Origin of the sequence: Pseudomonas sp. N040, from assembly GCF_015637705.1 — a bacterium.
In the GTDB taxonomy this organism is placed as follows: domain Bacteria; phylum Pseudomonadota; class Gammaproteobacteria; order Pseudomonadales; family Pseudomonadaceae; genus Aquipseudomonas.
In genome coordinates, this window is record NZ_JADOBE010000003.1 from 34953 (window position 1) to 58243 (window position 23291).

13 protein-coding genes are annotated in these 23291 nt (G+C 61.9%); all 13 read right to left on the minus strand.

Annotated elements, in window-relative coordinates:
* The 13 genes from ISX93_RS05645 to tssF all read right to left on the minus strand — a co-directional run bounded on the left by ISX93_RS05645 (nt 1) and on the right by tssF (nt 23290).
* On the minus strand, nt 1–3162 hold the full coding sequence (locus ISX93_RS05645; RefSeq protein WP_308705302.1) for a response regulator: 3162 nt from the start codon (nt 3160–3162) through the stop codon (nt 1–3).
* Entirely contained in the window at nt 3159–7103 is a 3945-nt protein-coding gene (locus ISX93_RS05650) for a type VI secretion protein IcmF/TssM N-terminal domain-containing protein (RefSeq protein WP_195777741.1), read from the minus strand. Before ISX93_RS05650 ends, ISX93_RS05645 begins: the two co-directional genes overlap by 4 nt.
* A complete protein-coding gene (locus ISX93_RS05655; protein ID WP_195777742.1) occupies nt 7103–7771 on the minus strand; it encodes a DotU family type IV/VI secretion system protein in 669 nt (222 codons plus the stop codon). The genes ISX93_RS05650 and ISX93_RS05655 overlap by 1 nt, the downstream gene beginning before the upstream one ends.
* Nucleotides 7768–9153, minus strand: a complete 1386-nt coding sequence (gene tssK / locus ISX93_RS05660; protein WP_195777743.1) for a type VI secretion system baseplate subunit TssK — start codon at nt 9151–9153, stop codon at nt 7768–7770. Before tssK ends, ISX93_RS05655 begins: the two co-directional genes overlap by 4 nt.
* Nucleotides 9154–9220: 67 nt before the next feature.
* Entirely contained in the window at nt 9221–9835 is a 615-nt protein-coding gene (locus ISX93_RS05665; RefSeq protein WP_195777744.1) for a type VI secretion lipoprotein TssJ, read from the minus strand.
* Entirely contained in the window at nt 9832–10242 is a 411-nt protein-coding gene (locus tag ISX93_RS05670; protein WP_195777745.1) for a DUF4150 domain-containing protein, read from the minus strand. The genes ISX93_RS05665 and ISX93_RS05670 overlap by 4 nt, the downstream gene beginning before the upstream one ends.
* Before the next feature lie 9 nt (nt 10243–10251).
* Nucleotides 10252–10899, minus strand: coding sequence for a DUF3540 domain-containing protein (locus tag ISX93_RS05675; RefSeq protein WP_195777746.1), 648 nt, complete (start codon nt 10897–10899; stop codon nt 10252–10254).
* 11 nt (nt 10900–10910) lie between these two features.
* On the minus strand, nt 10911–11876 hold the full coding sequence (locus ISX93_RS05680) for a pentapeptide repeat-containing protein (protein WP_195777747.1): 966 nt from the start codon (nt 11874–11876) through the stop codon (nt 10911–10913).
* A complete protein-coding gene (locus ISX93_RS05685; RefSeq protein ID WP_195777748.1) occupies nt 11869–14532 on the minus strand; it encodes a DUF2169 family type VI secretion system accessory protein in 2664 nt (887 codons plus the stop codon). The genes ISX93_RS05680 and ISX93_RS05685 overlap by 8 nt, the downstream gene beginning before the upstream one ends.
* A 16-nt stretch (nt 14533–14548) precedes the next feature.
* Nucleotides 14549–17725, minus strand: a complete 3177-nt coding sequence (tssI, locus tag ISX93_RS05690) for a type VI secretion system Vgr family protein (protein WP_195777749.1) — start codon at nt 17723–17725, stop codon at nt 14549–14551.
* Nucleotides 17726–17914: 189 nt separating this feature from the next.
* On the minus strand, nt 17915–20605 hold the full coding sequence (gene tssH, locus ISX93_RS05695; protein ID WP_195777750.1) for a type VI secretion system ATPase TssH: 2691 nt from the start codon (nt 20603–20605) through the stop codon (nt 17915–17917).
* Between the two features lie 16 nt (nt 20606–20621).
* On the minus strand, nt 20622–21578 hold the full coding sequence (tssG, locus tag ISX93_RS05700; RefSeq protein WP_308705303.1) for a type VI secretion system baseplate subunit TssG: 957 nt from the start codon (nt 21576–21578) through the stop codon (nt 20622–20624).
* Nucleotides 21575–23290: a type VI secretion system baseplate subunit TssF gene (tssF, locus tag ISX93_RS05705; protein ID WP_195777752.1), complete on the minus strand. Its 1716-nt coding sequence runs from the start codon at nt 23288–23290 to the stop codon at nt 21575–21577. Before tssF ends, tssG begins: the two co-directional genes overlap by 4 nt.
* Nucleotide 23291: the final 1 nt, after the last annotated feature.

Here is a 23291-nt window from a genome sequence, read left to right on the forward strand (position 1 = left end):
TTACTCCGGTTCAGTCAGGTCAACAGGTATGGATGTGCGCTGCGCATCACAGGCAGCTTCCAGCTGGATCAAGGCTTCCTGCAGTTCAGCCGCCCGGGCATTTCTGGCGGCCTGTTCGGCTGTGGCCGCGGCCGTTTCGATAGCTCGTTCGCCGAACTGTCCGGCACTGCCTTTGAGGCTGTGGGCGAACCTGGCTGCGCCAGTGAAGTTTCCGGCCGCGCAGGCTTCATGCAGGCAGGTGAGGAGATTCTGGCAGTCTGCGCTGAACAGCTGAAGCAAACGCGGGGTGTGCAACAGGGCCAGCCCGTCGCGGTCGTCCGGCACGGCATGTTCAGGTGGTGTGGCCGTTGCGTGTGCCGGCCGCAGCTCCATGTCCCGGCCCAGCTGGTAGTCGATTGCCCGACTGATGGCATCGAATAGCAGCGGCGGCAAGACCGGCTTGGCCAGGTAATCATTGGCACCGGCGGCGATGAAGCGTTCGCGGTCACCGGCCATGGCATCGGCACTCAGGGCGATAACCCAGACGTCTTTGTCCAGTGCCGCCGATTTCCCGGCGCGCAATTGCTGCAGGGTGGCAATGCCATCAAGGCGAGGCATCTGGCCGTCGAGCAGGACCGCATCAAAGACCTTCTGGCGCAATGCCTGCAATGCTTCAAGCCCGTCTGCGGCCAGACTGGCCCGGTGACCGAAACGTTCGAGCAGCAGTTGTGATACTTCCCGGTTGGTCGCAATGTCGTCGACCACCAGTATGTCCAAACTGTAGGCATGCTGTTGCAGTGCTTGCAGTGCACCTGGCTGGCTGCCCGCCGGCGCAGGGGCGCCGCTGAGCACCTGGCACAACAGCTGGAACAGGTGCTGCCGTCTGACCGGGCGGGCGAATGCCGCACTGAGCCCCTGTTTGGCGAGCGTGTCGCCACTCAGGGGGGCGTCGGAGTGCGATGTCATCAGCACGCAGCGGGTGGCGTGAAGGGCTTTGTCACGACCGCAGGCACTGGCGAGGCTCAGGCCGTCAGTGACGGGCAGGTGGAAGTTGATCAGCGCCAGTGCGTACGGAAGCCCATTGTCAGCTGCTTCTTTCATCATCTGTAACGCCTGCTCCGCAGAGGTCGCTGCGTCGCACTGCAACTGCCACTGCCCGAGCATGCCGAGCAATGCCTCGCGCTCTTCCGGTTGCTCATCCACCACCAGTGCGCGCACACCCCACAGGGGGCGGGAGTCAACGGGTACTGCGTGCTGGCCGGGCAAGGGGAGTTCGAGGGTGAAGACGGAGCCTTTGCCGGGCTCGCTCTGCAGGTGGATTTCTCCGCCCATGAGCCGTGCCAGCCGCCGGCTGATCGAAAGTCCCAGACCGGTTCCGCCATAGTGCCGGGTGGTCGAAGCGTCGGCCTGCAGGAATGCGTCGAACACGCTGGACTGGGCATCCGCCGGGATACCGATGCCGGTGTCGCTGATCCGGAAGCCGATATGGCTGTTCTCGGCACACCAGACCTGCAGGCTCACCGCACCCGTGGCGGTGAATTTGACCGCGTTGCTCAGCAGGTTGAGCAGTATCTGCCGGATCCTCCAGGGATCGCCCTGTACCTGTGCCGGCACATTGGTCGCGATCTGGCAGAGCAGGCGCAGGTTTTTTTCGGCAGCCCGGGGAGCGAGCAGTTCGGTGACTTCTTCGACCAGATCAATCAGGTCGAAATCGGTCCTTTCGACGCTCAGGTTGCCGGATTCAATTTTAGAGAGGTCGAGAATGTCGTTGATCAGCGTCAGCAACGCCTCGGAGTTTTCCCGCATGGCGGCAACGAAATGCTGTTGCTGCGGGTTGAGCGGCGTGTCGGCGAGCAGGTGGTTCATGCCGATCACCGCGTTCATCGGAGTACGGATCTCATGGCTCATATTGGCGAGAAACTGCCCTTTGAGCTGATTGGCGCGGTCGGCCACTTCGCGGGCGGCCTGCAATTCGCCGGTGCGCAATGCCACCAGTTCTTCGAGACCCTCGTGTTGCGCCTGCAAGGTGTCGAGCAGGGTGTTGTAGGCACTGGCAAAGCGCCCGAGTTCGTCTTCACGCTGCACCGGCAGGCGCAGGGCCAGGTCGTCGCGGCGGGCGGCCTGTTCGACGGCCTGCGCGAAACCGGCCAGCGGGCGGGCCAGCTGGCGGCGCAGGACCAGCAACAACGCCAGACTCAGGCCAATCAGCCCGAACAGGGCAAAGGGCACTTCGGCCAGCACCAGCTGCAGCGAACGGGCGCGTAATTCAGCCTGGGGATAGGTGGCCACCAGATACCAGTCGGGTTGGGGCAAGCGGGCCACGACGGCCGGTGTTCCGTCCAGCTGGCTGATCTGGGGAAACCCGGCATGCCGGTCAAGCCGGCTCAACAATACATCAAGGGCTGAAGGTGTCACCCCGTCCAGCGCACGCATGGACAAATCGGCGATGCGCCGGCCTTGTGCATCAAGCAACAGGCTGGCATGTCCGTCGAGCAGGCTGGCCATGCGCTGGAAACGTTCATCCAGCGCCAGTTCGTAGCCGGTCAGCATGACCGGTGTGCCTGCTGCGTTGCGTGAAACCACGATGATGCTGAGCAACTGCCGGTTGAGAGTTGGCTCGTAGGTCGGCCCTATCCACAACACTTGCGGTCCCCGGGGCCCGAGCCCGGCAAACAAGTCACGCAGTTTTTCTGCCCGTGAGTCGATAAAACCCGCCGGAATATCCGGCACGCTGGAAAATGCAGCACCGTCTTGCGGAAAGAAATAGAAGGTATCGACGATCATGCCCTGCCCGGCAGCACCAAAGGCTTCTGCTGCCGCGGCAGCCCGGGCGAGACGCTTAATTGCCTGATCGTTGGGCGGCTCCGCTGCAGAGGCTGGTGGATTGGCTACCCAGTGCATGGTGCTGCGCTGATTGATCTGGCTGGCAAAGCCCGCTGCCGCGCCACTGTTCCATAAGGCCAGCAGACGCAGAGCGCCGGCCTCGGCTTCCCGCAGCTCGTCATTGTCCACCCGTGTCAGCAGGCCGGTACGTTGCCGCAGGTCCTGCATCGCTTCGGTTTCCAGCTGGCGGTAGGTTCGCCAGGCGCTCAATGCAGTGGCCATACACCAGCTGACAGCCAGCACCAAGACCAGGACGGTGGTGATCCGCAGCGCCAGCGACTGGCGCCAGCGCCGGATCACTGCACGCCCACCTGCGCCGGTGGTGCGGAGGCGTGGGTGGCGGCAATGTTGAGTTTGCGGCCGATGTCCTTGATTGCCTGCTCGGCGGCCCGGTGGCTGGTCAGTCCGATCACAAAAAGTTTCTGGTAGCGGCTGCCATTTTTCGACTCTAGCGCTTGTACCTGGGTCTGGTAGCCCATGGTTTGCAATTGCAGCTCAAGTCTCTTGATACGGTTTTCGTTGTTGTAAATACCGACCAGCACAGCATCCTGTGCCAGACCGTTATCCAGCACCGGACTGGCCGGGACAGGCGTCCAGCACCAGGCAATCTGGGTCGGCGGGGTAATGCTGGCCAGACTGCGGTCAATGGTTGAGCCGTCGGTCGCCAATGCCACTGATTCTGCTGCGGCTGCGTTCTCAATGGCAGTCAGCTCAGCGGCTATTGCCGTCAGACGCTCATTGGCGGCATTCAGCTGTGTTTGCAACTGGTCGGCCGAGGTGTAGTTGGCCAGCAGCGTCTGCTCGCCCTGTTGCCGGTAGGTCAGCTGCAGCGAGGTCAGGTTCTCGCTGGCCATCAGGTCGCGTTGATCAGGAAAGTCATCCTGGGTGAAGGTGTGTTGTCCGCCCGAGAATGTCTGCAGAAAATCGATGAAGGCACGCTCGCCATTCCAGTTCTTGGTCAGTTTGTAGTTGGCGAAACTGATTTGCAGCGACACATTGGTACACAGCCCTGGTCCCCAGGCGAAGGTGGCGCTGCTGGGGAAGTTGTAATTGTCCAGCGTGGTTGCGCCGCTGTTGCACTGCAGGGTAAGGCTGGTCATGTTCGGCAGCTGGCGGGCCCCGGCATTCACCTGTGTCGGTGTCGCCGACAGGGTGACCACCGACGATGTGGCTTGCAGTTTGCTGATGCTTTGCTGCAACTCGGTTTGTTGCGCCTGCAGGGTCTTCTGCTCGGTTTCCAGCTGCTGCTTGGTCTGCTTTTGCCGGGCCTGCTGTGCGGCGCTCTGCCGTTGCGCGCTGGCCAGATCATTTTGCGCATACTGCATGCGGCTGACGTAGGCGAAGAAGGCTCCGTTGAGCGGGATCTTGGCGCCAAGCGCTTCACGGCCACTGAACGTATTGGTGCCGCGCTGGACGAACGGGGTCACCGACCCTTTCAGGAATGCGGTCAGCTGGCCTTTATCGCCATACAGCAGTTCATTGATCAGTACAGGGTCCTGGACACCCTGAATAGCGCTCAGCACCTGGCTGTTCCAGTCACTTTGCAGCTGGCAGGCAGCGATTTCGCCGGCATATGCCAGGCTGAAATCCAGCGAGCCGGTGACCAGCGCCATCACCACATCATCGCGCGGGTCCTGGGTGCCGATGCTCTGGATCAGGTTGTTACGCAGGTCATGGGCTGTCCACAAGGGCGCCGCCTTGACCGCCGGGTCACTGCCGAAGCCCCAGGTGTCCTGGGCAACCTTGAACGCTTGCGCATCGCTTTTTTGCAAATCAGCCACGACGCCGCTGATGGTGCTCTGGAATTGCTCCAGCAGCTTGGCCTGGGTCAGATCGGCACGGACCTGCCGGCTTGCCGAGGAAACCGAGGCGCCGGCGGCAACACTCTTGAGTACATCCCCGCCCAGTGCGTTGGTGATGTTCAGGCTGCCGGTGCCGCTGTGCAGGTCATTGTTGTTGGCCAGCGCCAGTAGCCGGTCAATTTCTACGGCGCGGCTCGCCCATGCATCGCGCTCGGCCACCGGGATCAGCGCAAAGCGTTTGGCGGTCTTGCTCAACAGCTTGATATAGGGATCATTGCGGGTGCCGACCACGCTGAGGGTTTCCAGCCAGTCGGCGCGGCTGTCCAGATGGTTGCGCGAGGCCAGCAAAAACTGCTGGATAAACTGATACCAGGCGTCCTGGGTGTCACTGTCGTACTGCGTCAGGAAGCGGGCGCGCTGCGCTTTCCACAGCTGCTGGTCGCGGCTGGCTTTGCCGAGTTCATCGATAAAACCCAGAATCGCATCCCGGCCGGCAATGGTGTAGGCCCCGTTCAGCTTGATGTCAGCCGTGTCGGCGTCCGGCCAGTAGTCGGTCAGGCGGATGGGCGGCAGATTCCCCTGCAGATCAGCCCAGGCGGTGAGCCAGGACAAGGGCAGGTTTTCCAGCCCCATGCTGTCGAGCATGACCAGCAGGCTGCTGCGCTGGTTCTGCAGCAGCGCAATATCGGTTTGCCACTTCATGTAGGCCAGCATGCTGGTGCCGATGGTGGCCATTTCCGCGCTGGATAAAGCGGGTGCCGTCCCGGGCGCGTAAGCCTGATAGAGCAAACCCAGTCCATGGCCGGGCAGTGGCAGCTGGTCCATCGGCTGGTTGTTCAGGCGGGCATCGAGCAGGTTGATGCTGCGCACCACGAATTCGGCGTAGGCGGCGATTACACTCGGGTTTCCCGAAGCCAGTGCGTTGCGCAGGCTCTGCGACATGATCAGCTCGAATACCGGTTGGCGCACTTCACTGTTGAACAGTGCAACGAAATCGGCCCGGTAATGGGCCTGAACCTGCTCGATCCGGCGGGAGAATGGCAACAGATCCTTGACCCCGCCCTGATGCTGGGCAGTGAAGTCTTCCTGCGCCTGGCGGAAACGCTGCAGTGCGGCCAGGTCCGTATCCAGCCCGCCGGAAAAATCAGTGGCTGGCGGCTGCTCCTGCAACGACTGGTTAAGCACTTCGCGGGTATGCGGGTAGGCATACAGCAACAGCGCCGCAGTGCCTGCACACAGTCCCAGCCAGCCAATCACGGCCAGATGGGCGAGCAGGCGCCGCCAGTGCCGCCAGCTGTCTACCGGCTGGTAAGCGTAACGTTGCTGTGGCAGCAGCTGGCCGAGCAGCTCGCGGCTGAACAAGCCCTGGCGCATCCGGTCCTGGCCCTGGATCTCGCCGGTCAGAAACAGTCCGCAGAGCAAGGGGGGCTCGCTGTAGGGGCTGGCATCGAAGGCCGGCAGCAAGACCTTTTCCAGCCGTTGCCGCAGCTCTGCCACTCTCTCCGGCAGGCTGAATGCGGCCTGACTTGGCAGGCCACGCAGCCCCAGTTCAATGCGCAATTCGAACAGGCGCTTGCCCAGCCCGCTGAACATTTCATCGAGAAAGGCGTCAGCCCCGCTCTCCCGCTGGCTGCTGAGCAGCCCGAAAGGTTGTTCGCGCTGCTCGTCGGAGAGCTCCGCACCCCATTCAGTAAGGCCTGGCAGGGCTTCTGCGCCAGTGATGATCAGGTAGACCGGCAGCCGTGCGCCAAACACTTTAACCAGCTCATCCAGACGCACGCGCAAGCGCTGACCCTGATCGGCCAGGCGTTCATCCGACTCGTTCAGCAGTTGCTCGCTGTTGAGTACCAGCAGCAGGCCGTTCAGCGGTTCGCGGCGGCGGGAACGCAGCAACCAGTAGAGCAGGCGTTTCCATTCAAAGCCGCTCTCGCCAGCGCCTTCGATCAAACGTCCCGCCGGGTCGAGCACCACGCTGCGCTCAAGGAACCACCAGTCCAGCGTGCCGGTGGGTGCGACATTGGCGCGCTGATTGACCGGGCGTAGCGAGGAAAGCAGGCCGCTGCGCGTCAGCAGGGTGCTTTTGCCGGCACCACTTTCGCCCAACATCAGGAACCACGGCAGCACATACAGCGGCGCACCCAGTCGTCCCAGGCGTGATTGATTGAGCAGGCGTATGCCGGCGTTCCAGGCAGCATCCATCTGCGGCGCTTGTTCACGACGCTGCTGCGGCAATTCACGCTGCATGCGCAAACGCAGACGCCAGGCATCCACGCGCAGGTAGATCCAGCGAGCGGTGAATGTCGCAAGGATGATCGCTATAAAGAGCAGTGGTGCATACCACACCGGCCAGCTCTCATAGAGCGTCAGTCCCCAGGTAATCAGGGCCAGGGCCAGCAAGATGCCGATCCAGAGTAGCGCCATGCCGGCTTTCTTCAGCATCAGCGAACCCTCAGAATGTCAGCGACCTGTTGGCCGAGTGCCATATCGAAGCCCAGGTACAGAGCAGCCAGGGCCAGCAGCGGCAGCACCACCAGCAATACCAGGGCGATACCCGGCAAGCCGCGGCGCAAGTGCATGGCGCGCTGGGGAAGATTGTTTGGTGGTTGCGGGAACAGATGACTGAAGGCATCCAGCGGGGGCATCTGGTTGTCCAGCACGATACGTTCGAGCAGTTGCCTGCGGTAGTTCGTCAGCTCGCCACCCGGGCGCGTGGCGTAACGCCCCTGAAAGCCGCTGAGCAATACCAGACCGAACACTTCGCGGGCGCCCTGCGCTGCTTCCGGCAGGGCTTCCAGGCGCTGAAAGAACTCGACGCCTGCACGGCTGGTGGAAAAGTAGTGGCGCTGCATTGGCGCACGGCGCCAGGCGTCGGCCCCCGGCCAGTTGCGCGACATGGCGCTTTCATCCACCCAGGCGACCATGGCAAACAGGGCTTCACGAATCTCGGCCTCGGCAAATTGATGCTCGCGTGCACGATTGCCAGCCTGATCAAGTAGCGCGATCAGCCTGGCCGAGAGGCTTTCCTGAGTTTGCGTGGAGTCTGCAAAACCGGCCTTGGCTGCGTCGAAGACGCCCATCCAGCAATCCACCAGGCGAGTAACAGTCATGCGCGTACCACAACCAGTTCAATCATCAGGTCAGCCGGTGTTTCCGGCAGGAAGAACGCCGCCTGACGCTCACGCTGCAGGGCTTCCCAGGCATCACTCAAGGTTTCCAGGCGGAAATACAGGGCGTCCGAGACGCGTGGCAAGCCTTGCGGCGGCACCTGCAGGTAAATCAGTTCGACGCCCGGCAGAGCCCGGTTGATCAGGCGCGAAATGGCCTCCTCGGCGCCCAGCTTGCCATCGCGTGGCAGGCTCTCGACCAGTGCATCCGCCGCGCTGGCACTGCGCGCAACCAGGTAGTAGCGATGCCGCGGGCCGAAGAAGGTTTCCGGCAGTTCGCCGTGGAAAATACCGTCCTGCAACTGCAGGCGCACCAACAGCTCCGAGCCGACACTGATTTCATTGAGTTGCTGGCCGATCAGCTGGGCCAGCCCGATGATCGACTGCCCGGCTTCCTCGTGCCGGTAGGCAGGTACCAGTGAATGGCCGTCGGGGGTTTCGCCGAGCATGTCACAACGCTCGGAGAACAGGCTCAGCTCGCCTACCAGCTGGCGCAACACGCCATACAAAAGCCATGGCGAGACCTGCGGGGTTTCCAGCAGATGGGTCAGCTGCGGGGCGTAGCGGTTGAGCATGCTCAACGCCATCATGTAGTTAACCTGACTGGCATCCACATCGCCGCGGCGCGAGTCAGAAGGTTGCTTGAACACCGAGAGCTGGCGAGCGCGACCAACCAGTTCGTCGCGGATCTCGCGCAATGTCTGCATCAGCATCGGTGAGGCCGCCAGATTGACGCAGGCCGGAACATAGCGGGGCGCAGAGCGGATCCGGTCGCCATCCAGCTCCAGGCGTGCAATAGGCAGCAATTCATAGGTGCTCAGGTGGGCCAGTTCGTCTTCCCAGAACAGCCGCAACACAAAGGACATCGGCCGCACGCGGGCCTCCGGCGCGTCACCCAGCTGATCAGCCACCAGCTCGGGATCAGCCGCCACCACAAAGCGCACATCTGCCTGACTGCCGTCAGACAGTTTTTCAAAGACCTGAACATTGGTTTCTCCCGGCATCAGCCGGCGCAGGCCCAGATACAGGGTTTGCCCGCTGGCGGAAAACTTGGCCGGATCAAGGCTGCGGCTTTCCAGCACGGCATTGCCCGGATACTCGGCCAAGGTGCCGTCGGGAAAGCGTACCGACAGCTGATCAAGCAGGCACTGCCGGGCGACCAGAGCAGCGTCATTGAGCTTGAGTGAAATCAGCCCCCACGGATATGGCTGCGTCAGCTCGGTGGTGCGTGACAGGCGCTGCTCTTTGCAGGCATCGCTGAGCTGGAAATGCTGCGGCTGCAGGAACAGTCCCTGATGCCAGTACAAGGGTTGATTGATATTCATAAGGCTCGTACGTGCAGATGAGTGCGGGATAGGGGGCCGGTAATCGTGAGCGCGATAAAAGTGTTCATCACTGCGCTCCCGGCAAGTTCACTTCGCCAGCCTTGGGCTGCTCGGGTGGCGGTATGGCCAGTTTGCTGTCAGCTCCGCGCAACAGGGCGTCCGGGCCAAGCAGCAGGTCGATAGCGATGGGCTGCGGCTCAGCCGTCCAGGTCTTGCTGAAGAAGCCGGTGGACGTCACCTCTACCCCGATCTGATACAGCTTGGCGCTGCGCAACGGATCAAGATGGGCATAACCGGCGGCAATGCCGATCATCTTGGTCCCTTCAAGGCGTGGCAGGCTGATGCTCTTGGTCTCGCCCGGGTCGACGAAAATACGGTTGATGCCGATCATGCCGGTGGGCGCACTGGTCATGAGTAACAGGCTGCCCAACTGCTGGGAGCTGCCGGTGTAGGTACTGAAGGCATTGGCGCTATCGAACTGCGCGACCACCAGCAACAGGTTATGTGCCTGTCCGTCGTACTGGTTCAGGCCCTTGTCGGCGGTCAGGTTGAGCTGGATGGCGTTCTCGGCGTAGGACCATTTGAGGTTGCTCAGCGCCGTCTGCTCGGGCGTCGGCCCGGAGCTACCGCAGCCCAGCAGGCCGGCACTCAACAGCACGATAACCAGCCATTGCCTGATCATTCGAGCACCAGCACCGCGGTCTGGCTGGGCACCGAGACCATGCCGATGGTATTGGCCGGTGCGCCGTTGTGCTCGGTCTGGCAGGTCACGCGCACGGCCGGAAGGCCGCCGACCATGACCACCGCACTGCCGTCGATAAACGCCATTTCACCCATGACCTTGGCACTGACCACGCCACCACCGGCCGAACCGGCGGTATCGCCTTCGCTGAGCAGAATCTTGCTCATCATGTTCAGTGCCGGCATGGCATCGACCAGCACTTCGGGAACCAGCCCGTCAGGGTCAGTCATGTCGGTTGAGGCAATGTTCGGGTAAGGCACCGGAATAGGGCTGGGCGCGGCCGGGGTCTGGCAGATATCCGGTACCGTGGCCATGGCGGTCGCGCCGCCATTGTTGAGCATGAACATGTGAACCCCCTACCCCAATTTTATTCTTTCGGCGTCTAGTGCAACCGTTATATCGGCGAACAGATCCAGTGTCTCGCCGCTGATGCTCCAGTCCCGGGCCACCCGCTGGCGCATGGAACCGGCCTCTACTTCCTCATGCCCTTCAACCTTGCGCCAGCTGTCGGCGTATTCGGCACTGTGGAAGGTGGCCTGCTCGCTGGCGCGATGGGCCTGCAGGTTGTGTTCAATCCAGTGGCTGTCAGCCTGCTCGCCGGTCACCGTGAGTGTCCCCACACTCAGGCTGGCCTCCGCAAATTGCACCACGCTGCTTTCGGCCTGCACTGCTAGAGTCGGCCCGGCATCCAGCAGCAGTCCGTCGCGGGTTTCAATACTCAATGCGCCACTGGGCAGATGCAAACGCAGGTCGCCGGCAACACGCAATTCTGCGCTCTGCGGCTGGCTGCGCTCAAGCACGCTGAGAATATAGCCTTCCTCGCCGTCCAGCGACACTAAAACGCGGTCGCCTAGAGCCGGCTGCAGCAGGCAGCCGAGCGCGGGTTTCAGCCAGTAACGGTGTCCATCGGAACTCACCACGCCAAAACGCTCGGCCTCGACCGCGTTAATGCGGGCATGGCGCAGGGTGGCCGGACGGTCAATCAGGTGCAGTGCTTCGTTCATGATGATGTCTCCTAGTGGGCGGGCTGCCAGCTTTGGGCTGCCAGACGCTCGGGGTCAGGGGCGCAGATGGCGCTGCGATTGGCATCGCGCCAGTCGCAATCGCTCAGGTCTGCACCATGAAAATCGCTGCCAGTCAGGTCCGCGCCGGCGAATGACGCCTTGGGCGCACGCATTGACTGGCATTGGCAATAGCCGAGGGTGGCGTTATTGAACTGTGCTGAGGTGAAATCGGCACCACTGAGCACCGCCATGGTCAGCACTGCCTGCGTAAAGTTGGCCTGAGGCAAGCTGGCCTGACTGAAGATGGCCTTTTCCAATACCGCACCGGTGAAGTTCAGCGCGCTACCACGGCACTTGAAAAACGAAGTGGACTGCGTGCTGGCCGCGCTGAAATCAGCACCCTCCAACGCAGACTGGTCAAACGCACACTGCTCCAGCCGGGCGCCGGTAAAGCGCGCCTGGCTGAAGCTACAAGCAATCAGGCGTACCTGCCGCCATTGCGCCTGACTGGCATCCAGATCGCTGAAAACGCACTTGTCCCACTGGCATTTTTGCATCGTCAAACCGGTCATCAGCGGCGCAGTCAATTGGCTGTCACCAATCGACAAGCTGCTCAACTGAGCCTGAGTGAAATCCACCCCCGCGCCCTTGCAGCGCAATACGCGGCCGCCAGTCAGACTGGCGCCTTTGAGGTTCAGCCTGTCCAGCGAACAGTCGCTCAGGTTCAGGCTGCGTACCTGGCAACCGGATAAATCCGCACCATCGAGCTGGCATTGCTGCCAAGTGCTGCCATCGAGTTTTGCGCCGCTGAACTTCGCACCACGAGCGTCCACGCGCTCAAAGCGCGCATGGGTCAAGTCCACGCCAGAATAATCACCGCTGACAAGCACGGCATCGCGAACCGGCAGGCGCTTGGCCAGCAACGTTTGCAGCGCCTCGGGACTTAACGATTGGGGGTTCAGGTCCAGATCAGCCATGGGCCAGATCCTCATTCAGGCGGCAACGGGTCATCAGCGCATCGTCCAGACGCACCGCATTGCCATGGGCGCCCTCACTGTTCAGGCCATGCAGATTGCTGCCACGCAAGTCGGCATTGCTCAGGCTGACCTTGCGCAGCCGCGCTTCAAGGAAATTCGCGCCCAGCCAGCTGGAATGGCTCAGGTTGCTGCCGGTGAAGTCCGCGCTGGAGGCGTTGGCGTGATAACCATCGGCATGGCTGAGGTCGCAACGCGAGAACAGCGCCTTGGTCAGGTTGGCTCCGCGCAGGGTGGCGTTCTGCAGCCCGGCATATTGCAGACTGGCCTTGGTCAGGTTGGCATTGTTCAGATTCAGCGCTGGCAGACAGCAGCCCTGATCGATACGCCAGTTTTGCAGGTTGGCGTCACTGAGATTGACTGCCGTGCCGGAGACTTGCGACCAGGACGACGCCGGCAACGCCGCTCGGCGCAAATCGGCATTGTCCAGCGGGCAGGCATGCAGCTGTGCCTTGGCCAGATTGGCCTCCTGAAGATTAACCCCGCTCAGGTCACAACGCTGCCAGCGCGCGCCGGCAAAGTCGCCCTCCGGCAGCGTCGCACCGGCAAAGGCGCTGTCGACAAACTGTGCACGTGCAGCCAGTGCCTGCGTTAAGTCGGCGCCATCGAACGGGCTTTTCTCGGCGTGCACGGCATTCAGGCTGGCCTTGGCCAGTTTGGCCTGAGTGAAGGTGCAAGCCTTGAAGGTGCTGCTGTCGAACAGCGCCTGCTGTAAGTCGGCCTGGGTGAAATCACAGTTCGTGAAACGTCCGCTGCTGAACAGGCCCGTGGTCAGTTTGGCGCCCTTGAACTGGCAGTTCTCAAAGGTGCAGTTCTGCAACACGCCGCCGCTCAGATCGATACCGCTCAGGTCGAGATCAATAAAACGCTCGCCGTCGAGTTTTTCTTCCGCCTTATGACTGGCTTCGAGCAGTTCGCGGGTCCAGACGATGCGCGGCTTGAGCGTGGGCAGGCCGGAAAGAGCGGGCAGCTTAGGGCGTGCGGCCGCAATCGTCGCGCTTTGGGTTGCCAGTTTGGTTTTGAGGTCGGCCATTCCTGTGTTGAACTTCGCCACTTGCGTGGTCACCCGGTTGTGCAATTCAGCCTTCTGCTTGGGAGGCAGATCAAGGCGATCCACCGCTGTCACCGGATCAACCGGCGGCACGCTGGCGCGATGGGCCTCGGCCTGCGCCAGCATGGCTTGCGGATCCATGCCCATCTTTTTCGCCGCCTGCTCGAACTGCTGCATGGCGGCCGACTTGGTGTTGGCCAGCTTGGCTTCCAAGGCAGCCTTGTGTGCTGCCGGATCAAATACTGGTCGCTCGACGGGCAGGCTCTTGGCGATCTCGGCCAGATTGGGTGCCTGTACGGGCTTCAGCAAACTGGGCTCAATGGTGATGCCGCCCTTGGCAGCCATTTGCTGGGCCTGGGCAAATACCTTGGCCTGTTTCTCGGCAAAGCTGGCATAGCGCGCATCCAGTGCGGCCTGCATCTTGGCCAGCATTTCTGCCTTTATTTTTTCCACATCCGGCGGAGGCGGCAGGTCCGCAGGAGGCGCTTCGACCGCCAGTGCAGCCGCTTGTGGCCAGAGCTCGGCAATCCATTGCTCACTGCTTTTGCCAGGCTCGCCAGAGCGCTCCACGCCCACACCCAGTGCGGCAAGGTCTTCACCATCGATATCCGTCACGCGCAGGGTGGTGCGGTACAGTAGCAATACGCGTTCGGCATCGGGGAACAGCCAGACGGTATCCAGCTCCAGTCGCGCCTCCTCTATTGGCTCAATCGCAGGCTGGTCTTTGGGCAGGGACGGCGCTTCGGCCAGTGCGCGGCGCTGCACAAACAGGCGCGGACGCAAACCCGGCAGGCGGCCACTGACTTCTGCCAATTGCGGATGCATACCGGCCACGCTCCAGGCTTCGTTGCCCGCCCAATAACCTTGCGTGCACTGATCCTGCGCAACTTCATCGAACCAGCGCGGATCGGTATCCAGCGGCAGGAAGGGTGCGCGCTGTTTTTTCCAGCGCTCATCACAGGTGCCTAAAAAGGCCATGCGCTCGCTTGACTGTGGTGGCAGCGGCAACAGACTGGCCGGCAACAGTTTCTCGCCCGGCGCACGCAGTGGTCGGCGCGGGTCTTCAATTTGTGGCAAGGGCAAGCCTTCAGCCTTATCCGGGTCAGCGATATAGCCAACACCCTCCGGATTATCCGGGTAATCCTTGGCGCCATAAGCGTGCTGCCAGTCCAGCGGCAGAGTACCGGTCTGTCCGATCGATTCGGCGCTCCATCCGGTCAACCCTTTGCGCCACTGGCGTGGCGGAAACACATGCAGGGTTTTACTCAGCGGGCCAAGACTGGCGCGCACCGCCATGCCTTGCTGCTGGTTGGCACTCAGCGCATAAGCACTGCCGTGCACGGCAAAGCTGCCGCGGCTTTTTTGCAGGCCATGGTCGTAGGCCTGTTTTGAAAAGCGCTCGGCAAGCCATTTCTGCGCCTCAACAGCTGCCACGATGCCGTTATCCGGCCCACACAGCAGCCCGACAGTGGCCACTATGCAGGGACCTTGAGCGTCGCGCTGGCGCGCGCTGAGCAACAGGCTGGCATCTCCATTTTTGAATTGCATGAGTTAACCCTTCGAGTCAGAAACCACCTGGCAGCTCTGCAAATGCAGCAGCCAGCGCGGCCTCTTCAGCGGCCTTCGTAAGTGCATCCGTCGCTGCCTTCAGGGTCGCATTCGCAGTCTTCAGGGCAGTAATCTCGCCTTGAGCAGTGGCTATGGCAGCGAGGGCCGGAGCGGGATCATAGACGCCAGAGCCAAGCATCCCGGTTGTAACCGTCAAGTCGGTAAATGTGGCCGCCGGTGCTCCAAGGGCTACAGTGGCTTGAACATTCGCCGCAGCGACGTCAATTGTGGTTAGGTTGCCCGTGGTGCTCAGGTTGCCGGTGACTTGCACTGCGTTATTCAATTGAATCGGTGCGGCCGAATTGATTGAAATGCCACTAGCCTGGATGGTGATTGAGTGAGGGCCCACAGCGAGCTCGATCATGGCCGCTGCCTCAACTTTGAAGACGCCCGTTTTGAACACCGACTGAACACTTTCAGTTTCCTGTACACCCAGGTTGCTTTTCGAGATCCCTGCAATGAACTTGTGTACCGGCGTGGCGTGCTCATTGCCCCAGGTCTTGAATTCGTAATGCGGCCCGATTTTCCAGTCGACGCCAATCACACTGGCATTGATGTCGGTAAATTGGGCAAAAGCCTCGACATACTGCTTGACGATGCCAGCACTACCTTCCCACTGCTCGCCGGCCAGGTTCTGCTCGACCATCAGTGCCGAAGCGGTGGCTTCTGCTTTGATAAGCGGCGCGGAAGCTCCGCCCTTGCCCCACCATTCGTTGAGTTCCTTGGTGTGCGGATACTTGGGCTTTTCGTTTTCCTTTTCTTCCTTTTCTTTCTTTTCTTCTTTTTCTTTCTGCTGTTCTTCTTTTAACTCTTCGTACTCATAGTTCTTATTGTTGTATTCCTTTTCGGCCTCCTTATAGGCCTTGGCTTTTTCCGGGTCAGTCGGATCAGCCTCTGTTGCCGCCTTTGCCTTGGCCAACTTATCGGCGGCCTTGTCCTTCTCCTGTTTCAGCAATTGCTCCTTTCTGAATTCGCTGAAGGCCTTTTGCTGATCTTTGTATTTTTTCTGCGTAGCCTTCAGTTTGTTGAAATTTTCTTCGGAAGGGTCGCTGTCATACGCAGTTTGTGCGGCTTCCTGATTGCTTTTGGCATCGGCCAATTGCTGCTGCTGCGCCTTATATTCGTCCAGGGCGCTCTTTTGCTTGGCATAGGTCGTATCGGCCGCCTGCTTTGCCGCAAGATTCTCCTTAGTTGGGTCCTTCTGATATGCCGCGTCCGCTGCCTCTTTAGTCTTCTTAGCACTCTCCTCTGCTTCAGATTTCTCCTTATAAACAGAGTCGGTTGCAGGGTCATATTCGGGAGGTGAGGGCGGTGGCGTTTCCTTTTTCTCAGGAGGTACGGTGGAATCGGCCGGTTGCCCACTGCCGACGGTTGCAGGCTGACCCTGAGCGTCAGATGCAGCACCCAGCCCGATCTTCTTGGAGTACAGCCCCGGGATCTGATGCAGGAAAGAGGTCGAAGAGAACTGCATATGGTTCTGCGTCTGCAGCTGAGCACCGCTGATCTCACCCTGGCCGAGCGAGAAGATGGTGCTACCGACTGGCGCACCCATCTGCATCAGCGGGCCGTTGGGGCTGTCTTCCATGGCCAGGTAATGTCCGCCCGGCGTCGACAGCCCGCTCTGGGTGGCGTTCTGCTCGTTGACCTTATTGGGGTTTTCCGAGTTCGGCACACTGCCGGTGATTACCGGGCGGTCGGGGTCGCCGCCGATAAAGGACACCAGCACTTCGGTGCCCTTGAGCAACGGGAAGTGCATGCCGTGGCTGGCGCCGCTGGACATGGTCGCCATGCGCAACCAGGCCGAGCCGCGGGTGGCGCCTTTGTCGCTGCGGATAAACGGGAAGATCACCTTGTAGCAGCCGTGCTGGTTGAGCAGTGGCTGGCCGGCATCATCGCCGTCGACAATGGCGCTGAGCAGGCCCTGCACCCGTGGTTTGCGCGTCAGGCGTGGTGGGCGGAACTGCACGTCGCCGGGGATGGCGATAAATCGGGTATTGGTGTCGCCGGAGGTGCCGGCCTGATCCTGACCAAGACCGGGCAATGGCTGGCTGCCGTCATGCTGCACCTGAATGATCAGGTACTGGGTGTTGAGCGGCAGGCGCAGGTGCCCAAGCAGGCGCATCGGATAGCCGGCGCGCAGGCCGACTGCACGACCATTACCGTGGAACTCGCGGTGACGGCAACCCAGGGCTTCGGCGCGCAACTGGGCCAGTGCCTGGCCTTCCTGATTGGAGCCGAAGTGCTCGCCGTACAGCCATTGTTCGCCGGTAAAGCCGGGGGCGTTATCCGCCGCCTGGCTTTGCTCGCTGTCGGCATTGGCCGGAAGACTGGCATTGGCAATCGAAGCGCTGTCCAGTAACTGCAGCTGGGCGTTGCTCGCGGAAAAGTCCTGCAGCACCACCTGCTTGGCCTGGCTGGCCAGTTTACGGTTAAAGGTACGGGTCAGGGCGATGCCGCTGCCGGCATCCAGTGCGGTATCCAGCGGGCGGTAGTTGAGCAGGGTTTCGCTTTGTGGCTGGTAACGCTGGTCGCCGCAGAAGACGATGGCTTCATGGTCGTCCTGCTGCTCGAAGAAGTAGTAGACGCCGTAGTACTCCAGCAGCCGCGAGAGGAAGGCAAAGCTGCTTTCCTCGAACTGGCAGGTAAAGCTGGATTCCTGCAGGGCCAGGTCATCCTGCGCCAGACGGATATCAAAATCGTAGGTGTCGGCCTGCGCGCCACTGGTGCCGGGGCCTTCCGACTGCAGGCCGGCCTCGCTGACGGCCGCGCGGATCAGGTCGGGCAGGTTCTTGTCCAGCCAGATTTCCGAGAAGCGCGACTGGCGCAGGAGGGCCATGCGCGGTTCGAGGACCACGCGGAAGTAGAAGTACTGACCATCACCGTCGAGCAGTTCGGCTTCGGTAACGATGCCGTGATAGGGCTGGGCATTGCCTTTGGCATCGGTCAGTTTCAGCGTGGCCGGCTGGCCGAGCATGGCTTCGTCGTCCAGCAGCGGATTGAGTGTCGCCAGCTTGATGTCGAAACGATAGGGTTGCGAGATCGCTTCCTCGCCACGCCACTCGACCACCAGTAACGGTTCGAGGGGGGTTGCGGTGCTGCTGAAACTGCAGAGTGGCTGATCAAGCAGGGACATCGTTCAATCCTCATCACAAGAGTGCAACAGGCAGGTTTTGAATCGACTGCTGATCGATTCCTTCCTCTGGCATTGTCCGGTGGGTAGCGCGCCGCTTACCCACCTTACGAATGACCGGCCCTGTGTTTACCAAACATGTGGCTAATGTAGAGCGCGCCGGTCGGCAGCGCTCTCGGGTGTACACCTGAATTACTCCGCCGCCACCGAGGTGATCAGCCAGTCGCCGGCTTCATCCACGCTGACATGCAGTTCGGCCAGCGGACGCTGGTCGGCCACGGCGCCGAGCAGGACATCGGACAGCCGCGGGGTCAGGCTCTTGCGCAGAATGGCGTCGATGTTGCGCGCGCCGGTTTCCACCTCGGTGCAGCGTGCGGCGATCACCGCGGCCACCTCGTCGGCGAACTTGAGCTGCACCCGGGCCGTGGCCAGCAGGCGCTCGCTCAGGCGGCCCAGCTTGAGTTTGACGATGCCGGCCAGACGGTCGGCGGGCAGGGTGAAGTACGGCACTATGGTCATGCGTGCCAACAGCGCCGGCTTGAAGTGACGCGAGAGCACCGGGCGGATTTTCTCGGCCAGCGTGTCGGGGTCGGGGCGGCCGTCTTCACACAGGGCGGTGATTTCATCGGTAGCCAGGTTGCTGGTGAGGAACACCACGGTGTTGCTGAAATTGATCTGCCGCCCTTCACCGTCGGACAGCGTGCCCTTGTCGAACACCTGATAGAAGATGTTGACCACATCCAGATGGGCCTTCTCCACCTCATCGAGCAGCACCACCGAGTAGGGGCGCTTGCGCACGGCTTCGGTGAGCAGGCCGCCTTCACCATAACCGACATAGCCGGCCGGCGAGCCGACCAGCCGGCTGACGGTATGCTTCTCCTGATATTCGCTCATGTTGATGCTGATCATCGCCTGCTCGCCGCCAAACAACTGATCGGCTACCGCCAGTGCCGTCTCGGTTTTGCCCACGCCGGACGGGCCGACCAGCAGGAATACCCCCATCGGTTGCTGCGGGTCGCGCAGGCCGGACTGTGCAGCCTTGAGCACTTCGCTGATCTGCTCGACGCCGGTGTCCTGACCACAGATGCGCGTCTTGATGTTGTCGGCCAGTGCCAGGATGCCACCGGCGGCATCACGCAAGACCTTGCCCAACGGTACGCCGGTCCAGTCGGACACCACCTTGGCGATGGCGTCCGGGTTGACCTCGGTAAACACCAGCGGCTCGTCACCTTGCAGTTGCTCCAGCGCAGCGCTGGCGGCATTGAGTTCGCTCTGCAGGGCTTCGAGCGTTGGTTGCTCGGCAGCCGTTTCGTCTTCAGTCACTTCGGCTGCTGGCGCTTGCGGGTCATATGAAGCTACCTGCTTGCGTGCGTCGAGTACCCGCAGCGCCGCTTCGCGCTCGGCATTCCAGCGGTTTTCCAGTGCGGCCCGCTCGGCCTCGATGCTGGTTTTTTCTTCGGCGATTTCTTCCAGGCGCTTGGCCTCGACCGGGAAGCCGTCGGCCTGGTCACGGGAAAGCGCAGCAAGCTCACGGTCCAGTCCGGATTGGCGGCGTTCCAGGCGCTCCAGCTCGGCCGGCTTGATGCCCAGACTGATGCGTACCCGGGCGCTGGCGGTGTCGAGCAGGTCGACTGCCTTGTCCGGCAACAGGCGGCCGGTGATGTAGCGATCAGAGAGTTCGGCGGCGGCAACGATGGCGTCGTCACGCACGCTTACCCCATGCACTTTCTCGTAGTAGCCCTTGACCCCGCGCAGGATCAGTACGGCGGTCTTTACATCGGGCTCGTCCAGTTGCACCAGCTGGAAACGCCGCGCCAGTGCCGGGTCTTTCTCGAAGTACTTTTTGTATTCGGCCCAGGTGGTGGCGGCGATGGTGCGCAGTTCGCCACGGGCCAGGGCCGGCTTGAGCAGGTTGGCGGCGTCGGAACCGCCGGCGGCGCCACCGGCACCGATCAGCATGTGCGCTTCGTCGATGAACAGGATCACCGGGGTGGTGGAAGCCTTGATCTCTTCGATAACCCCCTTGAGGCGATTCTCGAACTCGCCCTTGACGCTGGCGCCGGCTTCCAGCGCGCCCAGATCGAGGCTGAGCAGGCGGGTGTTCTTCAGGAAGTCCGGCACTTCGCCCTGGCTGATCAGCAACGCCAGCCCTTCAACCACAGCGGACTTGCCGACCCCCGGCTCGCCGACGGCAATCGGGTTGTTTTTCCGGCGGCGGGCGAGGATGTCGATCATCTGGCGGATTTCGTTGTCGCGCCCGAAGATCGGATCAATGCGCCCGGCGGCTGCCTTGGCGGTGAGGTCTTCGCAGAAGCGCCCGATGTTTTCTTCAGCGCTGGCCGGCCGGCCACCGGCGGCGGCCACCGCCGAAGCTGCCGGACCCATGGCCAGACCTTCCATGGCGCCTTCGCTGGAGCCGTTGACCAGATCGGCAAACTCGCTGGTCAGGGCATCTTTGGAGATGGCCTTGAACAGGTCGCCGTAACGGGTGCCGGCGGTGTAGTAGCCCAGCCGCGAGATCAGCGCGAGCAGCAAGGCGCCGCTGCGCACGCGGCCGCAGCCCAGCACCAGCGAGGCTATCAGCCAGGCGTCCTGCACCCACTCGGTGAGCAGGCCGGCAAACACCGGGCGCCCGGGATTGCCGTTCTTCAGTTGCGCCAGGCTGTCATCCAGTTGTGCTGCCAGGCGCAGCGGGTCAATCTCGAAGCGCTTGAGAATGCGCGTGAAATCGGCGTTCGGGTCCTCCAGCAGCAGGCGCAGGAAATGTTCGAGGGAGATCTCGTAATGGTTGCGCGCCAGCGTCAGCCCGGCGGCATTTTCCAGCGCCTTGGTGCTGTAGGGGTTGAGGCGGGCAAACAGTGGCTTGAGTTCAACCTGAATCATGACATTCCCTCTCTGATTAATTCCGGCCTGAATCGGCGGTCAACATGAATTCGACTTCGTCCTGTGCCGCGCCATCGCCCAGCCAGGTGTCCAGCCCCAGGCGTTGCCAGCCATCACCAAGCGTGGCGCAGCGCTGTTCGTTGGCGGCCAGGCGCAAGACCAGCCGGCAACGCAGGGGCGTTTGCAAATACAGCTTCACCAGCTGTTCCAGCCGCTGATACAGCGCGCGACCCGGTAGCAACAGGTGAAAGCGCAGGCCACTCAAGGGGCCGACGCGGATGTCCAGTGAGCCGCTGCGGTCGAGGACCTGCTGGCCGAGCAGGCTGTCTTCGCCCAGCGCGCAATTCTGCTGGCCGAGCTGGCAGCGCGCCGCCGGATCAATCGGCAGGCGGGTTTCGACGCAGGGCACGACCTCCACCGGATCGTCATCCAGCACCGCCTGCACCAGTTGTTGCAGGCCGAGTGCGGAGCGCGGGTACTGGTTGAACAGCCCGGCATAGCGCAACAGGCTGTGGGCGTTGTTGCGCAGCTGCGCCGGTGCTTCGGCCACGCCGATCAGCGCTTGCAGGTGACGCAGGCTGCTGAGGTCGCGGCGTTCGCTGATGGCCATCCAGATGCGGTGCTTTTCCCAGGCACGGAACAGCAACGGGTAGAGCGCGGCATGCAGGATGTCGATGAAGTCGCGGCCGGCCGAATGGCCCTGGCGTTGCTCGTCGATCAGGTCTTCGGTGTAGAAGGTCGGCAACGGCGAGGTAACACCATAGAGGCCGAAGAAATTCGCCTCGATACGGTAGCGCCCGTCCGCGTCCAGCTCGATCTGCTCGATGTCGCGCTGCGGAAAGCCCAGCCCGAGGCGCGGCCGGCCCCGGACATTCTCGGTAAAGGTCTTTTCATCCGGAAAGCGCAGACGCAACAGCCGCCACGCCTGAAAGAACGCGTAGTCGCGGCTGTTCTTGAGCAGCGGGTCGCTCACAGCAGGCGTTGCCGACCGATTTTCGCGGGCCATTTCAGGGTCTCGTGGTTGACGCTGTCGAACAGCGTGAAAGCGCTAAAGCTGTTGATCGCGCTGCAACTGGCAAAAAACTCATCGAGCACGCAGCCGAACAGGTAGAAGTTGCCGGGGCTGGCAAAGTGGTCGCCGCGGCAATCAACCCGCACCACGCTGCCTTCGATCGGCAGGCCACGGACAAAGCGCCGTTCCTGCGTCACGCTGACCTGCTCGATGGCTTCGATGCGGCGCAGGTTGGCTTCTTTGGAGCCTTCGCCCACGCTGGGCAGGTACAGCGAGAGCAAGCCGCGCAGGTAATCCCGGTCGGCCAGACGGAAATGGTTGGCGTTGATCTGCGAGAGCATGCGCCAGAGCAATTTGTCATCGAACCTCGGCGGTTGGGCCGGGGTAATGGCGCGGATATTGCGGAACGCGACCCGCGGCGGGGTGTTGTCGGTGGGTTGATTCAGATCGCCCAGCCGCAGGCTTTCCGGCAATTGGCCGTTGGTGCACAGCAGGCTGATGGACAGGGTCATCTCACCCGGTGTTTTCGCGTTGCTGTACGGCAGGCTGAGGTAATGCTCGTAACCATGGGCATCCAGGCTGGAAGGCTTGATGCGCAGGTTATAGGCGTCACTCTGGGAAAAGGTATTGAACGGCTGCATGGTCTGCTCGCCATTGCCGCCGGTATAGCTGACGACTTTAAGCAGCGAGTGGATGCGCAGGCTCTGGCGCTGGCCATGATCGGCCGGATGAATGCGGTAGTCGGGTTGTTTGTGATCGATGCGCAGCGGATGGGCATCCTGTTCAAACAGGTTCACCACCGGCGTCACGCCCAGCTTGAAACTGTTCTCGGTTACCGCGGGCGTCCACTCCGGAAGCGAGTCGAACATCAGGCGGATGCTGAAACGGCCCTGGGTGCCACGCGAGCGCCATTTGCCCAGGCCGCTGAGTTCGACGAAGAGAAACTTTTCCGGCAGGGCAAAGTATTCCTGCAGGCAGCGGTAAGCCGGGTGGGCGTTGTCGGGGAATGGCAGCAGCGGTGCATCCGGGTCGAAGCCGATGGCGCGCAGGTTACTGGCTGGCAATAGCATCAGCGGCTGGCCGGGCGCAGAAACGCGGATTTCACGCAGGTTCAGTTGCAGCAGGCGCAGCAGCATGCAGGCTTCGGCCAGACCATCGCCCAGATAGAAACGCAGGCTGTCGGCTTTCCATTCCTCGGGTTTGGCAGCGGTAAAGGTGAAATCGAGCAGCAGGCTGCGCTCGGCGCCGGTACCACCCTCCCAGCGCACACCGTCGAGCTTGAGCGGTTCCAGATCGACCGCAAAGGTGCTGCGGAAACTCACGCGCTGGCCATCTACCGGTACCGAAGCCACTTCACAGCCGGCCGCTATGTGCAGCGAATCCTGCAGCGCGGCGCGCGGCTCAAACTGCAACAGGGTCATGCATGGCAGGGGTTGCAGGTAATGCGGGTAGAGCAGCTGGGCGATTTCCTGAATGAACTCGGGAAACTCGTCATCCAGCCGCTGGCGGACCATGCCGGTGAGGAAAGCGACGCCCTCCAGCAGGCGTTCGACATCCGGATCGCTCGCCGAGTCCGCGCCGAGCAGAGGTGCCAGTGCCGGATTGTTGCGGGCAAACTCGTCCGCCAGTCGGCGCAGTTGATTGAGCTCACTTTGATAGTGGTTGTTGAGCATG

What these genes read in the sequence shown, in the direction of transcription:
- ISX93_RS05650 (WP_195777741.1), bottom strand. Translation starts at nt 7,103, where the DNA reads ATGCTGAAGAAAGCCGGCATGGCGCTACTCTGGATCGGCATCTTGCTG.
- ISX93_RS05655 (WP_195777742.1), bottom strand. Translation starts at nt 7,771, where the DNA reads ATGACTGTTACTCGCCTGGTGGATTGCTGGATGGGCGTCTTCGACGCA.
- tssK (WP_195777743.1), bottom strand. Translation starts at nt 9,153, where the DNA reads ATGAATATCAATCAACCCTTGTACTGGCATCAGGGACTGTTCCTGCAG.
- ISX93_RS05665 (WP_195777744.1), bottom strand. Translation starts at nt 9,835, where the DNA reads ATGATCAGGCAATGGCTGGTTATCGTGCTGTTGAGTGCCGGCCTGCTG.
- ISX93_RS05670 (WP_195777745.1), bottom strand. Translation starts at nt 10,242, where the DNA reads ATGTTCATGCTCAACAATGGCGGCGCGACCGCCATGGCCACGGTACCG.
- ISX93_RS05675 (WP_195777746.1), bottom strand. Translation starts at nt 10,899, where the DNA reads ATGAACGAAGCACTGCACCTGATTGACCGTCCGGCCACCCTGCGCCAT.
- ISX93_RS05680 (WP_195777747.1), bottom strand. Translation starts at nt 11,876, where the DNA reads ATGGCTGATCTGGACCTGAACCCCCAATCGTTAAGTCCCGAGGCGCTG.
- ISX93_RS05685 (WP_195777748.1), bottom strand. Translation starts at nt 14,532, where the DNA reads ATGCAATTCAAAAATGGAGATGCCAGCCTGTTGCTCAGCGCGCGCCAG.
- tssI (WP_195777749.1), bottom strand. Translation starts at nt 17,725, where the DNA reads ATGTCCCTGCTTGATCAGCCACTCTGCAGTTTCAGCAGCACCGCAACC.
- tssH (WP_195777750.1), bottom strand. Translation starts at nt 20,605, where the DNA reads ATGATTCAGGTTGAACTCAAGCCACTGTTTGCCCGCCTCAACCCCTAC.
- tssF (WP_195777752.1), bottom strand. Translation starts at nt 23,290, where the DNA reads ATGCTCAACAACCACTATCAAAGTGAGCTCAATCAACTGCGCCGACTG.